The sequence below is a fragment of the Chitinivorax sp. B genome (assembly GCF_005503445.1).
Classification (GTDB): Bacteria; Pseudomonadota; Gammaproteobacteria; order Burkholderiales; family SCOH01; genus Chitinivorax.
Window position 1 is genome coordinate 22,878 of record NZ_SCOH01000036.1, and the last position, 22,575, is coordinate 45,452.

23 protein-coding genes are annotated in these 22,575 nt (G+C 54.9%); 5 read left to right on the top strand and 18 right to left on the bottom strand.

Annotated features, from left to right (window positions below; translation table 11 throughout):
• Positions 1-218: 218 nt before the first annotated feature.
• The 5 genes from FFS57_RS18830 to FFS57_RS18850 all read right to left on the bottom strand — a co-directional run bounded on the left by FFS57_RS18830 (position 219) and on the right by FFS57_RS18850 (position 6,666).
• Positions 219-839, bottom strand: a complete 621-nt coding sequence (locus FFS57_RS18830; RefSeq protein ID WP_137939361.1) for a beta/gamma crystallin domain-containing protein — start codon at positions 837-839, stop codon at positions 219-221.
• Between the two features lie 292 nt (positions 840-1,131).
• Positions 1,132-1,584: an OsmC family protein gene (locus FFS57_RS18835; protein ID WP_349306748.1), complete on the bottom strand. Its 453-nt coding sequence runs from the start codon at positions 1,582-1,584 to the stop codon at positions 1,132-1,134.
• Positions 1,585-1,636: 52 nt separating this feature from the next.
• Positions 1,637-3,535 (bottom strand): fatty acyl-AMP ligase, encoded by a 1,899-nt coding sequence (locus tag FFS57_RS18840; RefSeq protein ID WP_171014064.1) that lies wholly within the window; start codon positions 3,533-3,535, stop codon positions 1,637-1,639.
• Positions 3,480-5,354, bottom strand: a complete 1,875-nt coding sequence (locus tag FFS57_RS18845; RefSeq protein ID WP_249384071.1) for an AMP-binding protein — start codon at positions 5,352-5,354, stop codon at positions 3,480-3,482. The genes FFS57_RS18840 and FFS57_RS18845 overlap by 56 nt, the downstream gene beginning before the upstream one ends.
• Before the next feature lie 115 nt (positions 5,355-5,469).
• Positions 5,470-6,666 (bottom strand): fkbH domain protein, encoded by a 1,197-nt coding sequence (locus FFS57_RS18850; RefSeq protein WP_137939364.1) that lies wholly within the window; start codon positions 6,664-6,666, stop codon positions 5,470-5,472.
• Positions 6,667-7,940: 1,274 nt separating this feature from the next.
• Between FFS57_RS18850 and FFS57_RS18855 the strand changes: the two genes are divergently transcribed.
• Complete coding sequence (locus tag FFS57_RS18855) at positions 7,941-8,333, top strand: hypothetical protein (protein WP_137939365.1); 393 nt, start codon at positions 7,941-7,943, stop codon at positions 8,331-8,333.
• Between the two features lie 114 nt (positions 8,334-8,447).
• Here the strand turns inward: FFS57_RS18855 and FFS57_RS18860 are convergent, their stop codons facing one another.
• The 4 genes from FFS57_RS18860 to FFS57_RS18875 all read right to left on the bottom strand — a co-directional run bounded on the left by FFS57_RS18860 (position 8,448) and on the right by FFS57_RS18875 (position 11,508).
• Positions 8,448-8,648, bottom strand: coding sequence for a heavy-metal-associated domain-containing protein (locus FFS57_RS18860; RefSeq protein ID WP_137939366.1), 201 nt, complete (start codon positions 8,646-8,648; stop codon positions 8,448-8,450).
• Between the two features lie 5 nt (positions 8,649-8,653).
• On the bottom strand, positions 8,654-9,448 hold the full coding sequence (locus tag FFS57_RS18865; protein ID WP_137939367.1) for a transporter substrate-binding domain-containing protein: 795 nt from the start codon (positions 9,446-9,448) through the stop codon (positions 8,654-8,656).
• Between the two features lie 216 nt (positions 9,449-9,664).
• Positions 9,665-10,600, bottom strand: a complete 936-nt coding sequence (locus FFS57_RS18870; protein WP_171014065.1) for a DMT family transporter — start codon at positions 10,598-10,600, stop codon at positions 9,665-9,667.
• Positions 10,601-10,665: 65 nt separating this feature from the next.
• A complete protein-coding gene (locus tag FFS57_RS18875; protein ID WP_249384072.1) occupies positions 10,666-11,508 on the bottom strand; it encodes a helix-turn-helix transcriptional regulator in 843 nt (280 codons plus the stop codon).
• 86 nt (positions 11,509-11,594) lie between these two features.
• Between FFS57_RS18875 and ypfJ the strand changes: the two genes are divergently transcribed.
• A complete protein-coding gene (gene ypfJ / locus FFS57_RS18880) occupies positions 11,595-12,467 on the top strand; it encodes a KPN_02809 family neutral zinc metallopeptidase (RefSeq protein ID WP_137939368.1) in 873 nt (290 codons plus the stop codon).
• A gap of 56 nt (positions 12,468-12,523) precedes the next feature.
• On the opposite strand, the gene FFS57_RS18885 is transcribed toward ypfJ, so the two are convergent.
• Positions 12,524-13,630 carry an S-(hydroxymethyl)glutathione dehydrogenase/class III alcohol dehydrogenase gene (locus FFS57_RS18885; RefSeq protein WP_137939390.1) on the bottom strand — a complete coding sequence of 369 codons (1,107 nt, stop codon included), beginning with the start codon at positions 13,628-13,630 and terminating at the stop codon, positions 12,524-12,526.
• Between the two features lie 185 nt (positions 13,631-13,815).
• Between FFS57_RS18885 and FFS57_RS18890 the strand changes: the two genes are divergently transcribed.
• A complete protein-coding gene (locus FFS57_RS18890) occupies positions 13,816-14,091 on the top strand; it encodes a DUF1653 domain-containing protein (protein WP_137939369.1) in 276 nt (91 codons plus the stop codon).
• A gap of 115 nt (positions 14,092-14,206) precedes the next feature.
• Here the strand turns inward: FFS57_RS18890 and FFS57_RS18895 are convergent, their stop codons facing one another.
• The 4 genes from FFS57_RS18895 to rdgB form a co-directional block, all read right to left on the bottom strand.
• Positions 14,207-16,114, bottom strand: a complete 1,908-nt coding sequence (locus tag FFS57_RS18895; RefSeq protein ID WP_137939370.1) for an ATP-binding cassette domain-containing protein — start codon at positions 16,112-16,114, stop codon at positions 14,207-14,209.
• A 159-nt stretch (positions 16,115-16,273) separates the two neighbouring features.
• Positions 16,274-16,654, bottom strand: a complete 381-nt coding sequence (locus FFS57_RS18900; RefSeq protein WP_137939371.1) for a RidA family protein — start codon at positions 16,652-16,654, stop codon at positions 16,274-16,276.
• Positions 16,651-17,844, bottom strand: coding sequence for a radical SAM family heme chaperone HemW (gene hemW, locus FFS57_RS18905; RefSeq protein WP_171014066.1), 1,194 nt, complete (start codon positions 17,842-17,844; stop codon positions 16,651-16,653). Before hemW ends, FFS57_RS18900 begins: the two co-directional genes overlap by 4 nt.
• On the bottom strand, positions 17,841-18,428 hold the full coding sequence (gene rdgB, locus FFS57_RS18910) for an RdgB/HAM1 family non-canonical purine NTP pyrophosphatase (protein WP_137939372.1): 588 nt from the start codon (positions 18,426-18,428) through the stop codon (positions 17,841-17,843). Before rdgB ends, hemW begins: the two co-directional genes overlap by 4 nt.
• 210 nt (positions 18,429-18,638) lie before the next feature.
• On the opposite strand from rdgB, the gene FFS57_RS18915 reads away from it, so the two are divergent.
• On the top strand, positions 18,639-19,523 hold the full coding sequence (locus FFS57_RS18915; protein ID WP_137939373.1) for a mechanosensitive ion channel family protein: 885 nt from the start codon (positions 18,639-18,641) through the stop codon (positions 19,521-19,523).
• On the opposite strand, the gene FFS57_RS18920 is transcribed toward FFS57_RS18915, so the two are convergent.
• The gene (locus FFS57_RS18920; protein ID WP_137939374.1) at positions 19,504-19,869 is read right to left on the bottom strand and encodes a hypothetical protein; all 366 of its coding nucleotides are present in this window, start codon (positions 19,867-19,869) and stop codon (positions 19,504-19,506) included. The two genes, FFS57_RS18915 and FFS57_RS18920, sit on opposite strands and share 20 nt — an antisense overlap.
• A gap of 234 nt (positions 19,870-20,103) precedes the next feature.
• A complete protein-coding gene (locus tag FFS57_RS25295) occupies positions 20,104-20,286 on the bottom strand; it encodes a hypothetical protein (RefSeq protein ID WP_171014067.1) in 183 nt (60 codons plus the stop codon).
• Between FFS57_RS25295 and FFS57_RS18925 the strand changes: the two genes are divergently transcribed.
• Positions 20,285-20,785 carry a putative metalloprotease CJM1_0395 family protein gene (locus FFS57_RS18925; protein ID WP_171014068.1) on the top strand — a complete coding sequence of 167 codons (501 nt, stop codon included), beginning with the start codon at positions 20,285-20,287 and terminating at the stop codon, positions 20,783-20,785. The genes FFS57_RS25295 and FFS57_RS18925 overlap by 2 nt on opposite strands.
• A gap of 19 nt (positions 20,786-20,804) precedes the next feature.
• On the opposite strand, the gene FFS57_RS18930 is transcribed toward FFS57_RS18925, so the two are convergent.
• Positions 20,805-21,185 (bottom strand): group II truncated hemoglobin, encoded by a 381-nt coding sequence (locus tag FFS57_RS18930; protein ID WP_137939376.1) that lies wholly within the window; start codon positions 21,183-21,185, stop codon positions 20,805-20,807.
• Positions 21,185-22,387, bottom strand: coding sequence for a formate-dependent phosphoribosylglycinamide formyltransferase (purT, locus tag FFS57_RS18935; protein ID WP_137939377.1), 1,203 nt, complete (start codon positions 22,385-22,387; stop codon positions 21,185-21,187). The genes FFS57_RS18930 and purT overlap by 1 nt, the downstream gene beginning before the upstream one ends.
• Positions 22,388-22,575: the final 188 nt, after the last annotated feature.

The window sequence follows — 22,575 nt, forward strand, 5'->3', positions numbered from 1 at the left end:
GGCAAGCTGGCGATCATCGATACGAATAATGTTGTGTTGATGCAAATCGACTTTAAAGGATGTTTCAAGGTCAAGCTCCTGTGAATTGAGTCAGAATCCACCATACATCTCGCCAGGCAACATGCGGCATATTGTCCATCCTCTGTCGGCCAGGGCAGGTATCGGCTAGATAAGCGGGTTCCAGATCAGGCCATACGCCAACAAAGACACGCACCACCCTAGCTATTGACGTGATTCAAAGACAATATGAACTCATTGGCCGACGCCCTGGCCCAACTCATATTGCTTGGGAAGTTATTGTCTTCCGCCACATCCACCTGCTTGGTCTCATTGTTCCAGCGGAAATAGATGGAACCGGTTGCAACATAGACACCGGTAATGCTGTTGCGAACCGACACTGCCGTGGTAACAGGCGGGCCGTCTGGCGGCATGAAGCCGACTAGTTTGAATGCAGGATCACCTGTCGAAGAGGAAGCCTCGCCCACTTGAAAAGACTGAACCAGCAAGTGATGTAGCCCCGGCTGGGTACTGGTTTTATCGTCAAAGCGCACTGCAATAGCCAAGGTGGTATGCGACATGACCTTGAATTTCGACAATCCACCAATATCCGTGATATCCGGTTGATCCCCCACCCATTCACGATAAATACCGGTTCCATTATTATGCTGCCAGGCAACCACCTTGGCGTTCAATCCCACTCGAACAGATTTGTAATAATCGTTCAACTGATCACCAGCAGAAAAAGTGATTTCGGTACCAACTGCATAACATGTTGGCGCGCCTTCAAAGTGCTTCAAACCGTAGAAACATGCTTCTGTCGCTTCTGCTCTGTCTTTCATGAATCGCTCCTGTGCTGATTAAAAAAACAACATGAATGAACAAAAAAGCAAATCAGACTTGCCGTATTTAATACCTTTCACAACCAGCACTGATCATAGTTCACCATTACCATCACGCAAGGCCGACAATTCATCAACCATATCAGCTAAAATCAAATATGAACGAATTTAATTGTATTTAGAAAAACAAATGTAAATGAAGCTTGGGCACAGAACCCAAATTTGATTGACAAAATAAAAAAGCACATGGGCTACTTAGCCCATGTGCTTATTTGACATGATTTGAGTAATATCAGTCAGCGTTATGGAGTATCTGACCCGCAGAATCCAATACTTTGACACTGACCGGCAAACCTTGCCGGACACTTTGCGTCACTACACAGAAATCCTCGAACTGCCCCAAAATGCGATCAAGTTGCGCAACATCAACCGCTTGTTGACCAATTTGCAATTCAACCGCAATATCTCCAATTCGCAATCGGTTTGTCAGGTTACGGGTCATGGTAACCGTAGCCTTGGCCTGAATTGGCTCCGGCTGGTTTTTGAATTTTCGCAACGCAAACAACAAGCTGGCAGCAAGGCAGTTGGCAACCGCCGTCGCCAACAAACGAGTTGGATCGGGCCCTGCATCCTGCCCCAACGGCGCACTCTCATCTGTCAGCAGGGTTGGCACCGGCTCGCCAAAATCAATCAAGAATTGGTAATCGTGTTGCTGTGTCAATGTAATGACAATCTGTTCAGCCATATGCATCTCCTTTATGTTGTTCGTGACTCGGGCAAGCAACCGAGGCTATGGCTCACATCTGATCGACCGTTTGCACATCGCGCCGAATGATCTTGCGACGATTGCCTGGCACTGCCTCATCCAGTCGGGCATACAATATGGCCAACTCGCCTTCCAGAAACGCATGACGGCAGGCAAACCGGCGTATCTTCCCGCTAGAGGTCAGCGGGATCTGTCCCTTGCCGATCAACACCACTCCATTCAGATTCAATAGACATTGGGACTGAACCTCAGCCTGAATGCGGGCGGCCAGCGCGGCCATCTCAGGAACCGGTGTCACCTCACACACCGCGATGACGGCTGCAGTATCCAACATATCAATATTGAATACCGCCACACGACCAGGGCGAACCGCGCTATCCACATCGCTGATCACCTGTTCGATTTCTGGTGGATAAAATTTGGCCCCATCACTGATCACTACCTCTTTCAATCGCCCGAACACAAACAGATTACCAGCTTCGTCAACCAACCCCATATCACCAGTCCGCAACCAGCCAGAGCCATCCGCAGTCCAACGATAGGCACCAAACACCGAGCCGGATAACACGGGCTGCGCCCAGTAACCTTGACACACACTCTCCCCTTGCAGACAAATCTCACCCAACTGTCCTGTGGGCATTGGCGAACCGGAAATCGGATCCAACACCTGAACCGATGGCGTCGCCCCCAGATTGCCACACCCAACCAGCCGTACCACGCGCGAAGCCGGATGAGGTGCCTGATACTGCCCCATGGTCAGTGCATCGTAATCGGCATGCCGCACTACCACGTTATCGCCACGTACCTTACCAGCAACCAGTAAGGTTGCCTCCGCCAAACCATAGGCGGGCGCAAAAGCGTCGAAGCAGAAACCGGTCACTGCCATGGTTTCAGCAAACTGCAATAAGGTAGTGTGTCGCACAGGCTCCGCACCGCTGAAGGCATGATCCCAGCTGGATAGATCCAGCCCTGCCAGGCCACCACGTTTGGCACGACGAATGCATAGCGTGTAGGCAAAGTCGGGTGCACCACTGCAGGTTGCCTGCAATCCACTGATTACCCGAAGCCAGCGTAGGGGCTGCTGCATGAAATCCTCCGGCGAGAACAGCACACACGGACGACCAACGAACAGCGGGTGCAGAATACCTGCTACCAGCCCCATATCATGAAAATGTGGCAGCCACGACACCATCAGCCAACGACGGTTTTGATCACTGCCCATATGGTGTGTCAGCAAGGCTTGGTTATGCAGCAACTGACCATGCCCTACCATCACGCCGCGCGGTACGGCAGCTGACCCGGAGGTATACTGTAGATAAGCCAGACCGCGAGCAGCCGGCTGATGCAGCCCAGGCAGAGGGCCGGATACGGTCACCTCCTCCACAGACAGACAAGGCGGTGCATGGTCGGTACGATGATGCAGAAAGTGCGCCAACGATTCGATATCCGATTCACCGGACAACAACATGCCAGGCTGACAGTCTTCCACCATGGCCACCAGCCGCTCAGCCTCACGAGCCGTGCGGGGCGGCAAGGCCGGGACTGCGACACGGCCTGCATACATGCAGGCAAAGAAAGCTTCGATAAACCCCATCGCGGTGGGGAACACCAGCATGATTCTGTCACCAATCTGCCCCTGCATCAGCAGTTGCCGGGCAATCGCCAATGCGCGCGCATGCAGCTCGCCATAGCTCAGCATGACATCGGGCACCCGGCCAAAACCCATGAAAGCAAATGCCAGTGCGTCCGGCATCTGCGCTGCACGCAACGATAGGATTTCACCGACATGACGCGGCAGAATGGCTGGCGGGCATTGCGTCAATGAAGGCGTCAGCAATAAACGCTGTTTGATCGGATCCGTCACCGTATCACCCTCAACCAGGCAAAGATATTGGCAACGATGCAATTTGCCTTGCTTCTGACGGCTCACATCGGGCAGCCGAACCCATGCGCTGCTGTTGCATGAAATGCTCACGCAATTTACGCCGTAACAGATTATCGACCAGACCACCTGGCCAAATACGCAAGTCGGCCAGGTGATTGACGACCACCACGTATTGGGGCTGCTTATATCGGGCCATACGTGTCTGGCAGAAATGCTTCACATCTGCCACCGTAAAGGGCGAGCCTTCGCGCAGCTTCACATAGATGCAGATATCCTGCCCCAGGATCGGGTCGGGCACGCCGAAGGCTGCGCATTCCACCACCTCGCGGCAACCATGCAGTACATTTTCCAGCTCAGCCGGGTACAAGCTCTCCCCGCCCCTCACAATCAGGTCATCCAGACGGGTGGCAAAATAGAAATTACCCTCGGCATCGCGGCAACCGTAATCCCCGCTGTGAAACCAGCCATCCCGAAATCGCTGCGCACTCAGCGAGGGGGCGCCATGGTACCGGCTGGCTACATTGTCGCCCCCAATCAGAATCTGTCCGGTTACACCATCTGGTAAGGTTTCACCGAATTCATTGACGACTTTCATCCGGCACCCTGGCAATGGCATGCCGATCGATCCGGCACGACGCAAGCCAGCTGGATAGCGGTTCAGACTGGCAATCGAGGCGGTTTCTGCTAATCCATATGCTTGGTAGACTGGGGTCTGGTACTCCGCCTCGAACTTGATCCGCACCTCGTCCGGCAAAGCCTGACCTGAACTGATGATGCCACGTAGACACCGATCAAACCGTGGCAGACGAAACGTCAGCAACGCGGACAACATGGAAGGCATGACGCTGGTCCAATGAATCTGATAGGTATCAATCATTTTCCAAAACGATGGCAACGCCGACTTGCTTTCCAGCACCACCACACTGCCACCGACCCACATTGGCGCCAACAGACTCACAACCTGTGCATTACCGTGAAACATCGGTAACATGCACAAAGCACGGGTATTGGCTGCGAATGAAAACCAGTCTGCCACGGCTTTTGCATTCGATAATAAATTCCGATGCGACAACACGACCCCGCGAGGAAGTCCCGTCGCGCCAGCGGTATATTGGATCACGGAGGTACCGTCAGACCCCATCCCGGATGGCAATGTCGGCATGACCACATCACGACAATCCCGTAATACTTCAATCCCCAGACCTGAAGCCACGCCAACAACCACCAGCGATCGATTGGGCATCAATTCGGCCAGCTTGCCATGGCCGTGTAACAGCTGCCGGTCAAACAAGGTCAACCTGGCGTCACAGTTGGCAATGACATCTGCCATGTCGGTAGCTGTCAACGCCGGGTTGATTGGCACCACGACCACGCCCAGCAATTGGGCCGCCAAGTAGTAAGCCAACATTTCCGACCCATTGGGAAACACCAAACCCAACCGGTCACCTGCAGTCAACCCACGACGCACCAACTGATTGCCTGCCGCGCACACCACACGGTAAAACGACTGATAGGTGTCCGTAACACCTTCCTTCGGAAAAATCAGGAAGGGAGCTGCCGGTTGATGTCGAACTTGCCGCAGAAACACCGCACCGACAGTGCAGGTATCTACTTCATGCTGCACTTCATCTGCAGCCATCTGAGCGTGCCGCACCAGCAACATCAGCTGATGAAAAGAATCCAGTCGATAAGCCTCTTCCAGCGGTACCGGAATCTGGAATTCGCGCGCAATGGCAATCAAAAGCTGCACATGCTTCAGCGCATTCCACTCCGGCAGATTATCCACTGTTGCATCCGGGCCAAAGCGCGTACTTTCCAGCACTGCATTGCCCAATTGAATCAGTCGGTCCTGCAGTACATCCACATGACTCTCCCTGCCGGCACAGCCGGGTTGATATGGTTCATATCAGTAGGCGCCGGACATCACGATCTGTGCATCGATTCAGCGCTGCCCATGGCCGCCCTTGCCTTCAAACAACCTAAGCTGCTACATGCTGTGCGCCGGCATGCAGCCAATCCGGCAAAATCGCCAAGTCCATATCCGCCACCATATCGGCAGCGGCAGCCTGCTGCATCACCGCACTCATCACCGCAGAAGGCGCCATATCGAGCAAACGTCGACCTGTACCGACTTCCCGACGCTGACCGCCTGCAGTGGCATAGATCGCATCGATCAAGCCGATCATTTCCAGGTTCCTACCCTGATCCACATAGGCCAGCGCCAACCCTGGCAATCGAGCCAGTTGTGCCGACTGCGCCAATCCATATAACAAGCAGTGTTCAACCTGCTTCCCCAACACAGCTGTCTGCAACGCCCATTCACTGATGCACGGCACCGTTCCTTTGCGTATCAACATGAAACCACATTGCCGGTATCGTCCAAAACGATCTTCGGCGTCGATCGTCAGGCCTGTCCATGCCGGGTCGCTCAGCCTGGCTTGCAACTGTCCCTCACTCAGGCAGCGACCCGACAAATGAAACGTGGCAGACCGACTCAACCTGGCGGCCGCAACAAGTTGCGACAGTTCGTGCATTGGATGGCAATGCAATTGCAGATGCAAACGCCGATGAAAACGCAGTAGTGCATCAGGCCGTAGCAGTGCTGGCAAATATGTGGTGATCGTCGGCGCCGGGATACGCTTTTGCTGCATGAGCCAGGCACCCAGTGCGGCAAAACCAGTCAGGGTCATCGGTACATGGCCCAACTGGTCTGCCACGGGATCAAACAACGGCACCGTTGGGACACTGGCCACGAAATCCGACCAGCAAAGCAGGTGCACCTGAGGCAGGCTACATAACTTTCGTGTCAATGCACGACAAGTTGCGGCCAACTGGCCACCCTGCCGACTCAAGCGCGGGGAAGGCATTACCATGAGATAAGGCCGATTTGGCAACTGCGCACCATGGGCGGCAATGGCATCGAGCCACAATGGACCTATCCGGCGTAACGACCGAGCCAGCTCCGCCGGGTTACCCTTTTCCTCCCGAACCAGATCTTCCAGCCGGATCAACAGAAAATGGGTATGGGATGCCGCATCTGCGACAGGCTCACGGAGGTAGGACAACAATGTGGCAGCCGGAATGAAACTGACACCTTCCGCTCCCTGTTGTTGTAAATGACAGGCCAGTGGCTCAGCCGTAAAACTGGCACCAATCAGGATGTCACGGGATGGCATGGATGGCTCCTCTCCAATCGGCCATACATTACAAAGCAAAAATCCAACCGCACCCTCAATTCATATCTGTTCTTGCCGACCTAGGTCCTATATACCACCTGATCGATCTTAGTTTTTGAAATTCGAATATTATTCAACTCAAAATAATGGCCATAAAAATAACGAACATCAATTGATTGATTATGCACCATTCAATTTCGATATCGCAATTACACGCACAAACGATATTCATACCATTTGACATGGAACAAATTCACCCAATGCAAATATTTGATTTTTTGGAACAAGAGCACAACACCAGACATTTGATCAAGATGATGTTCTACAGCCAGTCCATCCATCACTGGCACGACATGTCAAATTGATTAAAACATGTGTCACCCTGATCGATATCGATTCGAACAACGGTATCTTTCGAATCACATACAACAACCAGTACCTTGCATCAGGTTGGTGCAGGCGCACCAAATTGATCCCTGGACAGGATAACGGCCAAGATCAAGGAAATGACCAGCCGGCGACATCAATCCGTACTCACGCCTGGATCATGAAAGGCTTTACGATTACGACCACAATCAAGTACGAATAGAGTATCGGTAATACATGATGCCAGTATTTCGGCATCTAAATCAAAAAAATTAACAAACACACCCGCAATAAACAATTCAATATCGAAAACATATCACTTTCAAATATTCAGATAAATAATTGCAGGATCAATCGTCTCATCTTGAGGCCACACCCACCTCGTGCAAGCATGGATGAACCGCATGAGTGCAAGAAAGTACCTAGACCAGTCAGCCTACGCTGTGCGCCCAGTTCTACCCATAGCCTCAACCCATTGTTTTTGTTTCGATACCTGTCAGATCCTGTTCAAAGGAGGTATGCCATGCCGCCCAGGCTATCACTCAACACTGGCCAGATTCAGTCCTGGCCGCCAACCAACAGCACGCGACGACATCGCCCTGCCCGTAAGAGGACATGCAGGGCAGTGCGAGCCTCACTGGGCGTGAGAAAGCAATGGCAATGGGCAACAGGTTTGCTGGCGCTACTGTTGACACAAGCCAGCCACGCTGCCACCGATGACGATCAATCGACACCTGACATCACGCCCATCACGCCGCAACAAATACAGCTGCTCGCCACTCAGTTGACTTACCCGCAAAACCCGACCGACCGGCCGCCATATCCTGCAATCCTTTCAACAAGCAGACCGACCCGATCCGCAATGGATCAAACAAAGCACAGGCTTAAATGGGCGACGCTGGTTAGGGGTGACGGTTGTCATAGGCAAGGCCAACCTGGAAGGGCAAGAAGTGGCGCGCCCTTCCCCGTACTACAATCTGATGGTGGTTGGCGCGAGACGCAGTAACAACTTTCATCAAACGGTCTCGTTTGGCAACGGCATTGGCACAATTTATGTCTGGCCGACAACAACCAAACAGATCGGCATGATCGAAAGCGCAGTCCAAAGCCTGCTGGCGGGTCAGGTCGATACCGACAACCCGGCGATCAGCTTCGCCCGACAGGTTGAACTAGCGTATAGACCGACTGAGGAGTCTGGAAATAAATCGTGGCACATTGCCGATGTATTCATCCGGCAACGGGAAGATACGTTGTATCTGCTGGAGCTGGGTCCACAACAAGACGGCGCACCCAAATACTGACTGTCCCAGGTACGACTGTCTCCCCAGCTTACCCCGACCCGTTGAATCAAAACCGGACAAGTCAACGCCGAATCAGACGACATACCTGATTCGGCGCCTCTCAATGCCAGCCGATCAGTCGACCCTATAGCCGGCCTGCTCTATCGCCTGACGGATATCCGCTTCGGATACCATGGGCTGATGTTCGATACACGCCTTGCCACTGGCTGGATCAAGTTCAACGTGACCAATACAAGGTAGATCCTGAATGGCATTGATAACGATGCGCAAATCATCATCGCTCCCCACACCATGAATGACCAACTGTGTTTCCATGGGCGTTACGACGCGGATATCTTGAAGTTGCGGAACACCTGCATATTGCCAAACCAACGCTCAAAAATCTTGGCCGCTTCACCGGATTTTTCCATTTCCACCAAGCCGTCGTTCACTTCCTTCAACAGACGCTTTTCCCCTTTCCGGACAGCTACGCCATAAGCGTCGAACGACAACGAGATCGCTGGGATCTCGAACTGATCCTTATTGGCCATCTTACTCAACAGGACCGCCAGGATCGGTTCGTCATTGGTGACGGCATCCACCTTACCGTCGGCCAGCAGACGAAACATGGCAGGCTCGTCATCTACCAGTACCAGGTTGGCACTCGGTAATTCTTTGCGTACACCCTTTTCGCCAGTCGTTCCCTTCACCGCCGCGATGGATGCCTTGGCCAATTGCTCGACATTGGTCACTTTGCCCTTTTTCACCACGAACTTCTGGCCAGTAATGAAATAGCCGTAGCTGAAATCCACTTGCCGTTCTCGCTCAGCATTTTTGGTGAATGCAGCAACTACCATATCGACCTGACCATTTTGCAGCACCGGGATACGATCTGCCATGGTGATCGGTTTGATCACCAGTTTGACGCCCAGTCGCTTGGCCATGGCAGCGGCAAAGTCGATGTCATAGCCGGATACGGTACGCGTTTTCGGATCAAGCTGACCGAACGGTGGTGAATCATCAGAGACACCAACCAACAAACTCCCCTTCTTCTTGATGTCATCCAGCACATCGGCCTGTACGGCTCCCACTACCAACGACAACAGTGCGGCCAACATAAAATGGCGACGTTTCATGGCATATTCCTTTTGATATTCAGGTTTTGAACAGGGGCTAGCGGCCAACGGATCACTCACTGCAAGATAGTGCGCAACGGGTTGTCCTGCCAGTCAAAAAATGGTGGTGCCGGCAAGCATCGCACCGCATGCCCTGAATCGTGCCAAGCAGTCTATATGACAAGCATTTTGAAAATAACAACCATCCATCACCCGAATATGACCGGTCACACCGCCTCAATGCGCGGAATCGTTTTCAATTTCCCGATGCAGATATGCAGCATAGGTCACCCCACCCAACATCAGCCCCATCGCCAGCCATTCCAGTAAACGTGGGCCACGTGATTCGTGCAGAAAGCCGTAAAACAGCGCAAACAAGGTTTCAAATACGATCAGCTGCCCGCTCAAGGTCAACGGTAAACGTCGGCAAGCGGCATTCCACAACGCATTCCCAATCACCGAAGCGCCCAGCGCTGTCGCCAACATCAACCAACAGAATCCAAGCCACGATTTGTCAGCAGGTGCGTTACTGGTCATTCCCCAAATCGGCACCGCCATGATCAGTGCCAGACCGCCCGTCACCACACCAGTCAACAATGACCAGGCTTTGCTGCCCAAAGCCGGCCTACGCTGTAGATATTGAGCATTATGTACGGCATATAGCCCCCAGCATGACAATGCACCCACAGCACAAACCAGACCCAGCAATCGGTCGAACCAGGCACCTGCAGCCATTTGCCGCCCTTGCCACCACACATCGCCAGCAATACATCCAGCACCCAGCACAATCGTCACCAACGACCAGGTCAGTTTACGCAGCGACAAGCCTGCACCTGCTCGCGCACCCAGCATGGCCACCAATACTGGCAGACAACCGATGATCAGCGAAGTAGGTGCCACCCCGACACGTTGCACCGCCAGCACCACCAATACGTAGTACACCAGATTCCCCAGCAAGCTCAGCTTGACCAATGCCAGCCAGTCCCGCCGTGTCAGCCCCTGGCAACATTCACGCCAGACAGGCACCAACATCAGCAACGACAGCAGGCCATAAGCCAGATATCGACCTGCTGACAATTCCCATGACGAAAATCCCGGTAACCATTGCGGCACCAGGAAAATACCTCCCCATAATGCACCGGCCATGACACCGAATGACACCCCTCGAACCACATCGCACTCCAATCATTGGTGAGCACGCAGTGTAGAGTCCGTGCGGGCGGAAATCTGTCGTCGAACTAGGGTGTTTTGTCTTGAGACGCTGATTGCGCTTGACGACGCAACGTCAGCGGAGCCAATCCATAGGCCCGGCGTACCGCCTGAGCGAAGGCACTTTGCGAGGCATAGCCCACCCGTTCGCCCACCTCGCCTATTGGCAACGCAGTAGATTGCAACAGATACTGGGCATGCTGCATGCGTCGCTGCCTGACGTACTCCATCGGTGCCAGGCCCAGTTCGCTGATAAAGCGGGCATGAAAGTGCGAAGGAGATAGATGCACCTGCCGTGCCAGATCAGCTACCGACAACGGGTGCGCACAATGCTGATCGATATACTGGTTCAGCTTGGTCAACGGCAATAACCCAGGTGCCGGCAATACCGCTTCGCTCATTGCCGCCAACAGAACCGCCGCACCATGTCTGGCCAGCACGTCATCCAGATAGGGGGCATCTGCCAGCCACCTCACCATACCGGCCGCCATCGGATTCAACGGAACGCATTGCGGCATGGTCAGCACGCGACGGCCTGCATCGGCATATCCACCCAGCAAATCTTGCAACGCACTTTCTTCACCTGGCGCATCCAGCACCAGACATTGGCTTTCACCAGCAAAGGCATGCACACACCCAGCCGGAATCACCGCTGCCCGATCCGGCAATGCCAGGTTCTGTCGGCCGTCGATCTCCAAAGCCAGCGCACCGGACAGCCCAAACACCAGTTGGGCATGATCATGGCGATGGCTGGTGACATGATGATGGTAATGTCGGATGGACAGCACAAGGCGCCCCACTTGCGAACGATCGAATAATGATATCCGGACTTCCAGCAAGGGTGGCGACATTTCATCAGACGGTAGCAACATAAAATGCGTCCGTACGGGCAGATGTAAAAGATGCAGCTTTCGCCAACCCAGCCTACAATCCAGCCCATACAAAAAGGAGCCATATCATGCGCTGGGATGACATGCGACAAAGTGACAACGTCGAGGACCGACGGGGTGAAGGTGGCCGTGGCGGCTTGCCGGTTGGTGGCTTGAGCATAGGCGGCATTGTGGCAGTTACGGTGATCAGCCTACTGTTGGGACAAAACCCGCTGGAAATGCTCGGCTTGTTGCAACCCGCCCAGCAAACACCTCAGCAGGCGGCCCCCCATACTGCAAGCAATCAGCCATCAGGCACGCTCGACAAGGGTAAACAGCTTGTGTCCGCTGTGCTGGGTGACACTGAAGACACCTGGGACCGGTTATTCCAGCAAGCTGGAGCACGCTATGAGCGACCCAAGCTGGTACTGTTCCGACAAGCAGTATCCTCTGCCTGTGGGCGGGCCAGCTCAGCAGTTGGGCCGTTTTATTGCCCCGGCGATCGAAAGATGTATCTGGACTTAGGCTTTTTCGAGGAACTGCAGCAACGCTTTGCTGCCCCCGGTGATTTTGCACAAGCCTATGTGATTGCCCATGAAGTCGGCCATCATGTGCAAAATCTGATGGGTGTGTCAGGCCAGGTTCACCAGAAGCAGCAAGGCCTGGGTAAAAAAGCAGCAAATGCCCTATCCGTTCAACTTGAACTCCAGGCAGATTGCCTGGCTGGCGTTTGGGGCCACTATGCCCACCAACGCAAATTGCTGGACCCAGGCGACATGGAAGAAGCCCTGACCGCGGCCCATGCCATTGGTGACGATACCTTGCAACGCAACGCCACCGGCCACGTTGTACCGGATGCCTTTACCCACGGCTCGTCGGAGCAGCGTATGTATTGGTTCAAACGGGGTTTCGAGACCGGTGATATGCGCCAATGCGACACGTTCTCTCGCGGTACATCGTGAGCTGGTCGCCTTGCAGGCCGTGCCGACAACCCGGTTCGGCCTATAGGCGACGTTTGTCAAAACACCACGACCGAGCGGATCGACTCGCCTCGTTTCATCAGATCAAAACCTTCATTGATACGATCTAGCGGCAATTGATGGGTGATCAATTCATCCACATTCAGCTTGCCTTCCATATACCAGTCAACAATGGTCGGTACATCCGTTCGGCCACGCGCGCCACCGAAAGCCGTACCACGCCAGACGCGCCCAGTCACCAACTGGAAAGGTCGGGTTCGGATCTCCTCCCCCGCGCCAGCCACCCCAATGATGATCGACTGACCCCAACCTTTGTGACAACACTCCAGTGATTGGCGCATGGTATCCACATTGCCGATGCATTCAAACGAATAATCAGCCCCACCATCCGTCAGTTGCACGATGTGATCGACCACGTTCCCGACTTCGCGCGGATTCACGAAGTCCGTCATGCCAAAGCGGCGGGCCATGGCTTCGCGACTGGGGTTGATGTCTACACCAATGATCTTGCCGGCACCCACCATTTTCGCCGCCTGAATCACATTCAGGCCGATTCCGCCCAAACCGAATACCACCACGTTGGCGCCCGCCTCCACCTTGGCTGTCCACACCACGGCGCCGACGCCGGTCGTGACACCGCAACCGATGTAGCACACCTTGTCGAACGGGGCATCCGGGCGGATTTTTGCCAGCGCGATCTCCGGCACCACAATGTGGTTCGCAAACGTGGATGTCCCCATGTAATGCAGGATTGGCTTACCATCGATCGAAAACCGCGAGCTGCCATCTGGCATCAGCCCCTTACCCTGAGTGGTGCGAATGGCCTGACACAGATTGGTTTTGCGCGACAAGCAGAACTTGCATTGCCGGCACTCTGGCACATACAAGGGGATCACATGATCGCCCGCCTTGAGGCTGGTCACGCCAGCACCAACCTCCAGCACCACACCCGCCCCCTCATGACCAAGAATAGCCGGGAACAGGCCCTCCGGATCGGCACCGGACAGCGTGTAGTAATCGGTATGGCAAATACCGGTAGCTTTTACCTCTACCAGCACCTCGCCGGCACGCGGGCCATCCAGCGTGACTTCCTCAATCGTCAGCGGCGCACCGGCCTGCCAGGCAACTGCAGCTTTTGTCTTCAACATGTTTTCCTCGTGTGTGATTTCTCATCAATCCATCGTGTCAACCGGCCTGACACGCGGTGTATTCCTCGTCTGCCAGCGAGGCCGGCGCGCTCCCGATAGGCTTCGGCTTGTCGGCAAGGTAAACTGCGCAGCCGAACATCCATACGGATGGCAGCAGAACCCATTTACCTAGAGTGTATGTCATGTCCATCAACACCCCGTTCTACCGCCACATCGACGGTGGCTTGTATCGTTTCATCACCCACGCCCGCCATGCCGATGACGCCGGCGAAGTGATCGTCTATGAACATCTATGGCCCTTCGAGCCCGGTATCTGGGTGCGTAAGGCAGATGAGTTCATGTCACGCTTTACCCCCATTCAAGAAGCTGATGTCAACATCGCCATGCAAGGTGATCGTCAGCAGGCACAACAAGCCGTCAACATTGCCAAAACGGCCCGTCGCGCAGCCAAGCATTGATTCTGACGCGGCCGAAAAGCAAATGCCCACATTCGGATGTGGGCATTTGCTTATTCAACAAACGATTGTGTATTGCATAGCGTCGACCGAGCAGCGATACCAATCACTCAAGGGTTCAACCACCTTTTTGCTTGTCTTCCAACACTTCCCAGCGCGCCAGCTTCTCCAGCAACAGCTCGTCGATTTCGTCGATTCGACCTTGCCAGGCTTTCAACTGCTGTGGATCGGCCTTATAAGCATCCGGCGCCAGCAGCTGCATATTGATGTCAGCCTGCTCGGCCTCAAGTGCGGCAATTTCGTCTGGCAAGGCCGCCAGCTCGCGGGTTTCATTGAATGACAATTTGACCTGCCGACTCTTTGCCGGTGTGGCCTCGACCGGCTTCGCCGCCACCGGCGCCTTGTCGACTGGTTTCTGGCTGGCCATTCTGGCCTTGGCGGCTTGATAGTCTTCATAGCCGCCCGGGTATTCGCGTAACAGGCCATCACCCTCAAACGCAATCACCTGGGTGACGACATTATCCAGAAAAGCGCGGTCATGGCTGACCAGGAATACCGTGCCGGTGTAATCGGCCACCAGTTGCTCCAGCAACTCCAATGTCTCGATATCCAGATCGTTGGTCGGCTCATCCAGCACCAGTACATTGGCGGGTTTGGTAAACAGACGGGCCAACAACAGGCGGTTACGCTCCCCACCCGACAGCGACTTGACCGGCGATCTGGCCCGTTCTGGTGCAAACAGGAAATCACCCAGATAGCTCATGATGTGCTTGCGCTCGTTACCAATCTGAATGAAGTCACTCCCTTGGCTGATCACATCGACAATGGCCATCTCATCATCCAGTTGTTCGCGAAACTGGTCGAAATAGGCAATCTGCAGGTTGGTACCGGTACGCACCGTGCCGCTGTCCGGCTGTGCATCACCCAGAATCAGCTTGAGCAATGTGGTCTTGCCCGCGCCGTTGGAGCCCAGCAGACCAATCCGGTCGCCGCGTTGGATTCGCGTAGTGAAGTCCTTGATCAAGGTACGGCCGGCATAACCCTTGGTGACCTGTTCCAGTTCCGCCACCAGCTTGCCCGAACGCTCACCCGCGTCAAGCGAGAAATTGACCTGCCCCATCCGTTCACGACGAGCTGCCCGATCGCGGCGCAATTGTTCCAGACGGCGAACGCGACCTTCGTTACGGGTACGGCGTGCTTCCACTCCCTTGCGGATCCAGACCTCTTCCTGTGCCCAGAATTTGTCGAACTTGCGGTTGTGAATGGCTTCGACTTCCAGCATCTCCACCTTTTTCAGCTGATAGGCTGCAAAGTTACCCTGAAAGCTCTGCAACAAGCCACGATCCAACTCTACAATCCGGGTCGCAACATTATCCAGAAAACGTCGGTCATGGGTGATCACCACCACGCCACCGGCAAAGGCGCGTAAGATACCTTCCAGCCATTCGATCGCGGCCACATCCAGGTGGTTGGTCGGTTCATCCAGCAGCAGTACATTGGGCTCAGCCACCAAGGCCCGAGCCAGTGCCACCCGCTTCTTCCAACCACCCGACAGTTCATCCACCGCTTTGTCTGCCGCCAGCCCCAACGTTGACAAGGTTGACTCCACCAGGCTATTGAAACGCCAGCCATCCCGTGCCTCCAGCTCAGTCTGTAGTATCTGCATCCTTGCCAGGGTCGCATCCGGATCTGCATCCGTGCTCAATTGCTGGGTACAGTGATGGTATTCGCGCAGCAGGCCCGCCAGATCAGCCAACCCGCCTGCCACCGCATCGAACACTGTCTGACCCGCTTCAAACAGGGGCTCCTGTGGCACATAGGCTACCTTGGCATCACTGGCAAAACGGATGATGCCGTCATCGAGCTTGACCAGACCCGCCAAGGCTTTCAACAACGACGACTTGCCGGTACCGTTGCGGCCGATGACCCCGACCCGTTCGCCGGCATCGAGATTCAAGAATGCTTGATCAAGCAGGGGATGATGGCCAAAAGCCAGGCAGGCGTTGTCAACAGAGATGAGCGGCAAGATGAATACGTCCAGAAACAAGGAATCAAGGCAGCGATTATAGCAGCCAAGCGGCATCGATACGGCGTTCCCACCATCTGGCTCACAATTGCACTACCGCAAAAACAAAAACGACCGGGCAAATAACCCGGCCGCATTAAGCCATACCCAACCAGCAGGTCAGCTCAGTACCATCACGGCATCGGCTTCCACCACGCCACCACGTGGCAAGCTGGCTACACCAACGGCTGCACGTGCAGGATAGGGTTCTGCAAAATACTGGGACATGATTTCATTGAACTTTGCAAAATTGCCCAGATCCGTCAGGTAGGCGTTCAGCTTGACGATATCACGGGTAGTGCCGCCAGCCGCTTCACAGATCACGCGCAGGTTCTTGAACACTTGATGGGTCTGGGCTTCAAAACCGTCAGCCATCTGCATGGTGGCTGCGTCCAGGCCAATCTGGCCGGAAATGTAGACGGTATTGCCCGCCACAACGGCTTGCGAATAGGTACCAATGGCTTTGGGCGCGTGATCGGTGGCAATGATTTCTTTTTTCATGTGGGCTCCTCAGTGAGAAAGAGTTGGAGTAAATCGTTGAGAAAACGCTGGCCCGTCAGCGTGGGCCGGATACAGGTGTGATCACGGGCGACCAAGCCTTTTTGCTCAGCCTGCTGCAATGCTTGCTCGACCACCGTCAACTGCAACCCGGTGCGTTCAGCAAACAACTGCGGCAGGAAACCACCCGTCAATCGCATCAGGTTCATCATGAATTCGAACGGCAGTTGGTCCAGACTGACCTGACGGTGCTCATGCACCGGCGTGCCTGCCGCCACCTGTTGCATGTATTGGGCAGGTTGTTTATAGCGCATCTCCCGCACGATGCGATCATGGAACGATAGCTTGGAATGCGCGCCTGCGCCAATGCCCAGGTAATCGCCAAACTGCCAGTAATTGAGATTATGTTTGCAATACTGGCCGGGCTTGGCAAAACCGGATGTCTCGTAATGATCGAAACCCGCTTCAGCCAACGCAGACTCCACCATTTCCTGCATATCGGCAGATTGTTCGTCATCCGGCAATTCAGGCGGATAACGGTAAAACAAGGTATTGGGCTCCAGTGTCAGATGATAGGCCGACAGGTGCGTCGATTCCATCGCGACGGCAGTACGCAAATCCTGGCTGGCTTCCGCCATGGTCTGGCCGGGCAAGGCATACATCAGATCCAGATTGAAGTTGTCGAAATGCCGATGCGCAATCTCGATGGCCCGCCGTGCCTCGTTGTCATCATGAATGCGGCCCAGTGCCTTCAAGTGTCGTGGATTGAAGCTCTGGATGCCGATCGACAGCCTGTTGATCCCTGCTGCGCGGTAGTCGCGAAACTTGTCAGCTTCGAACGTGCCCGGATTGGCCTCCAGCGTGATTTCAGCATCAGTGTGCAAATTGACGCGGGCGCGAATGTCACACAACAGCCGATCCAACCCGGCAGCAGAAAACAGGCTGGGTGTACCACCCCCGAAGAAAATCGATACCACCCGCCGCCCCCAGATGGCAGGCAACGCCAGCTCCAGATCACGCACCAGCGCATCCAGATAGGCTTGTTCCGGCATTTCACCCTTCGCCTCATGCGAGTTGAAGTCGCAATATGGGCATTTGCGCACGCACCAAGGCATATGGATATACAAGGCCAGCGGTGGCAAAGCCTGCAATCGCCACGTGTGGCGCCCCATCGGCAAAGCGATACCACTCATGCGCGCTGCAACCGGGCAACCAGCGCAGCCAACGCCTTGCCGCGATGAGACAGCTGATTCTTCAATCCAGCTTCGAGTTGTGCCACCGTTTGCCGATGTTCGGGCACCCAGAACAACGGATCGTAGCCGAAGCCACCTGCCCCTTGGGGTGAGGCCAGAATTTCGCCATGCCATTCGCCTTCGGCGATGATCGGTTGCGGGTCATCTGCATGGTGCACGAACACCAGTACACAATAATAATGGGCGCGGCGATCCGACTGGTGAGCCAGTTCGTCCAGCAACTTGACATTGTTGCGCTCGTCCGATTTCGGCTCACCTGCAAAACGGGCAGAATACACACCCGGCGCCCCACCCAATGCATTGACGCAAATACCGGAGTCATCTGCCAGTGCAGGCAGCCCAGTCAGGCGCGCAGCATGACGCGCTTTCGCCAGGGCATTCTCGACAAAGGTACAATGCGGCTCTTCCGCTTCCGGCACTTGCAGGGCACTTTGCGGAATCACGTCGAAATCCAGGGGAGCCAACAAGGCGGCGAATTCGCGCAGCTTGCCGGCGTTGTTGCTGGCAATCACGATTTTTTGCATGGGGATGATCCTGAAAACAGCATGGGCCATGGCATCTGCAAAGGTGTCGTTTGGCCACCATCGCACCACCATTTTGGGCACTGTTGGCCCGACCCGGTGAACGTAAAGCGTCAAGGTTACTCCAAACCCCCTATTGCCGCTACCCGGCATACCCCCCGGACGCCGCACATCGTACCAACCGTTTAATCTGTTTGACTGGAACCACCGACTATGCCTTTTATTCACGACAAAGCGATTCTTGTTGATCTGATCAGTAGTGGCATGCTGGCCGTTTTGCTGCTCGCGCTGCGTGTACTGGTACGACGAGCCATCGTATCGCGTGACGATCTGTCGATCGAAATCCGCCGACGCTGGCTGGTCAGCCTGCGCAATACTGGCCTGCTGATCTTCCTGTTTGGGCTCATCTTTATCTGGGGAAGCGAGATCCGCACCTTTGCGGTATCTGTCGTGGCCGTCACGGCAGCCATTGTGGTGGCCACCCGCGAGTTGATCATGTGCCTGGTGGGGGCCATCTATCGCACCAGCTCGCATGCGTTTGATGTAGGTGACATGGTGGAGCTGAATGGCGTCAAGGGTAAAGTGGTCGACCTCAATCTACTGTCCACCACCTTGTTGGTCAGCAAACAGGCCAGCGGTCAAAGCTCGGTCGCCCGGCTGGCAACCATCCCCAACAGTCTGTTGTTTGGGCAGCCTGCGTTCAACGATGCATTATTGGGTGACTACACACTACATCTGATCAGTATCCCGCTTCCCGTCAGTACAGATTGGCAACGGGCGGAGAGGTTGCTGCTGGAAGCAGCCACTGACGAATGCCAGCCCTATCTGGATCAGGTCAACCACCATGTACAGATGCTGGAACGTAACCGTTCGTTCGACATGCCGGGCGTTGGTCCCTGGGTACGCATCCGCTGGCCAGATCACGAAAAAATCGAATTGGAACTGCAAGTACCCTTACCGCTGCAAGGCCGCAGCCATGCCGAACAACGCATTCTGAAAGCGTTCCTGAAGGCTTGGCAGCAAGCTACCCAACCCGATGAGGTGACATCACGCAACAAGGAAGCACAACAGTCTGACGTCAATCAAATACCCAGTTGACGATGATTCCGCGCTTGCGCACCCGTACTTTGACCCGCTCGCCACCGAACTGCACCTCAACACGACGGGACATGGCTTTGCGCAATTCACGGTCTTTAACCTGTTGAACAGGATCAGGCGGTGGCTCAAGCAGGAAACCCGGCTTGGGCTGCAGGGAGAGTGGTAAAGCAGGCATCAGTTCCGGGTCGATCAGACGTATTTTCAGTGGAATGGAAATTGGGCTGGGTACGGGATTCGGCGCGATGATGGGAGGATCCAGCATTAGGTCATCCTCCTCCGCCCAGGCTCCGGCCTGCGGCAGACAGGTCACCAAGAAACACGCCAGCATATTGAGTCGCCAGCCCATCCCAACCTCCTTTGCGAGCCCATCAATCGGCGCGCCTCCCTTACATTAGAATTCTCTAACTCAGCGGCCAACGCTCATATTCAGCATCACTTCAATAAAATCGAACCCGACATTCAGGTAAAACAACCCACGCGCTTCAACACCCCGTAAACTGCAGCCAAACACTCAAAACATTTCATCCAATTCATCAACCAGATCAACTATCCAGGCCAGCCTGTACTGGATTCTCAGGCACTATAATCGCAGTATAGAAACAACTCTGATTTGCACAATGACCAGTGCCATCAGTGCCACCACGGCCAGCTTGTCATATTCATCCGGCGTTGCCCGCCTGCACTCGCCAGGATGCACGTGTGCCGCCTGTACGGCCTCAGCCAGATTAGCCAGTGATGCCGACACATCAGCAAACACAGGCATGCCCGTTACCTCATCCCGTGGCGATACCAACAGCCCCGGCGACAAAACTGTCCGCCAGGAACAGGTTGATCAAATCAACCTGAACAGGCTGCAACAGCGTGACCGGGAAGTCAGGGCGCATGAATTGGCCCATATTGCCGCCAGTGGCGGCTTGGCAAGAGGTGGCGCAAGCTATGTCTATCAACGTGGGCCAGATGGTCAGAATTACGCCATTGGCGGAGAAGTGAGCATTGATGTTTCCCCCGGCAACACACCGGAAGAAACCATTGAAAAAGCGCGCTTGGTTCGCGCTGCGGCACTGGCACCAAGTGACCCATCCCCTCAGGACCGTGCCATTGCCGCACAGGCCAACCAGATGGAAATTCAAGCGCGGGCCGAACAAGCCCAGCTACGCGCGGCAGAGACGGAAGTCAGCCGCTCCCTGAATGGGGATGACAACCCGGCCATCCGAGGTTATACCCAAGAAGCCAGACAGTCGGTTTTTGATCTGACAGCCTGAACGCATGCTCAGCTGAGAGTCAGCGATTCCGCATGAAATCCGCAGTCTTCCAGAATGATACCTCCAGATGTTCACGCAGCGTGTCATCCATCGGAATTTCCTCCATCGCCTGCAGCATGCACATGATCCATTGATCACGCGCTTCTTCGTCCACTGTAAAAGGCAGATGGCGAGCCCTCAACATCGGGTGACCAAACTGTTGTACGAACAGGTCCGGCCCACCGAGCCAGCCTGACAGAAACATGAACAGTTTGTCACGAGAACCGGTCAAATCAGCCGGATGCATATCACGAAGGTGTTTGGCACGTGGGTCCTGTTCCATATAGTCATAGAATCGATCGACCAGACGGCGTACGACAGCTTCGCCACCCAACAACTCATAAGGCGTCAGTTCAGCCATCACGCCACCTCGACCGGTACCACTTTGGACGCCGCCAGTTTGGCCCGTTCCCTCGCACCCTCCACCTCATCGGCGTTTGCCAACGCGACACCCATGCGGCGCCGCGCAAACGCTTCCGGCTTACCAAACAACCTGAGATCGGACTCCGGCACCGACAGTGCCTCATCGACGCCATCAAAAGCGATTCCTGCTGCATCCATCCCGCCATAGATGACCGCTGAGGCGCCGGGGCGCTTCATACCGGCATCCACCGGTAGCCCGAGAATTGCCCGGGCATGCAATTCAAATTCAGACAGTCGTTGCGAACACAAGGTCACCAAGCCGGTATCGTGTGGTCGCGGGCTTACTTCCGAGAACCACACCTGATCGCCCTTCACGAACAGTTCCACGCCAAACAACCCACGGCCGCCCAGGTTATCCGTCACGGCCTTGGCAATCTCGCGTGACTTCAGCAAAGCCACCGGGCTCATCGGCTGCGGCTGCCAGCTCTCGACATAATCACCCTTTACCTGCACATGACCAATCGGCTCGCAGAAGTGAGTGTCGATCCCACCATCCTGCCCTGTTGCGCGCACAGTCAGCTGGGTAATCTCATAGTCAAAATCGATGAATCCTTCGACGATCACACGCCCCTGGTTCACACGCCCGCCAGCTGCTGCATAGTCCCAGGCGGCGGCAACTTCATCCGGGCCATACACCGTTGATTGACCTTTACCTGACGAAGACATCACAGGCTTCACCAAGCATGGGTAACCAATCCCATCATCAATGGCAGCCTGCAATACGGCCAAACTATCAGCAAACGCATAGGGTGATGTCGGCAGACCCAATTCTTCGGCAGCCAGACGGCGAATACCTTCGCGATTCATGGTCAACTTGGCGGCACGCGCAGTCGGAATGACTTCCGCCAGGCCGGCCCGCTCGATGGCCAACAATTCGTCGGTAGCAATCGCCTCAATCTCCGGCACAATCAGATGGGGCCGCTCCTGTTCAACTAGGGTACGCAACGCAACGGGATCAGCCATATTGATGGCATGCCAGCGATGCGCCACCTGATGGCCCGGTGCGTGCGGATAACGATCCACTGCAATCACTTCCACACCAAGGCGTTGCAGGGCAATGATCACTTCTTTACCCAATTCGCCACTACCCAACAACATGACCCGAGTCGCACCGCGTGATAGCGGGGTTCCGATACGCATTGCCATCTCCACTGAAACTTAAATCTGGGCGCGATTCTAGCCCGGAATGAACATGTTGTCGGAATTTCTGCCGATTTTTTGCAAACCCGCCAGTGGACAGCGGCCTATACAGAAGGTCATCCCTTGCAATCAACCCGCCATCCATCTGAAAAGACAGCTATAACAGGATAAGCATCCGCGCTGAAGGA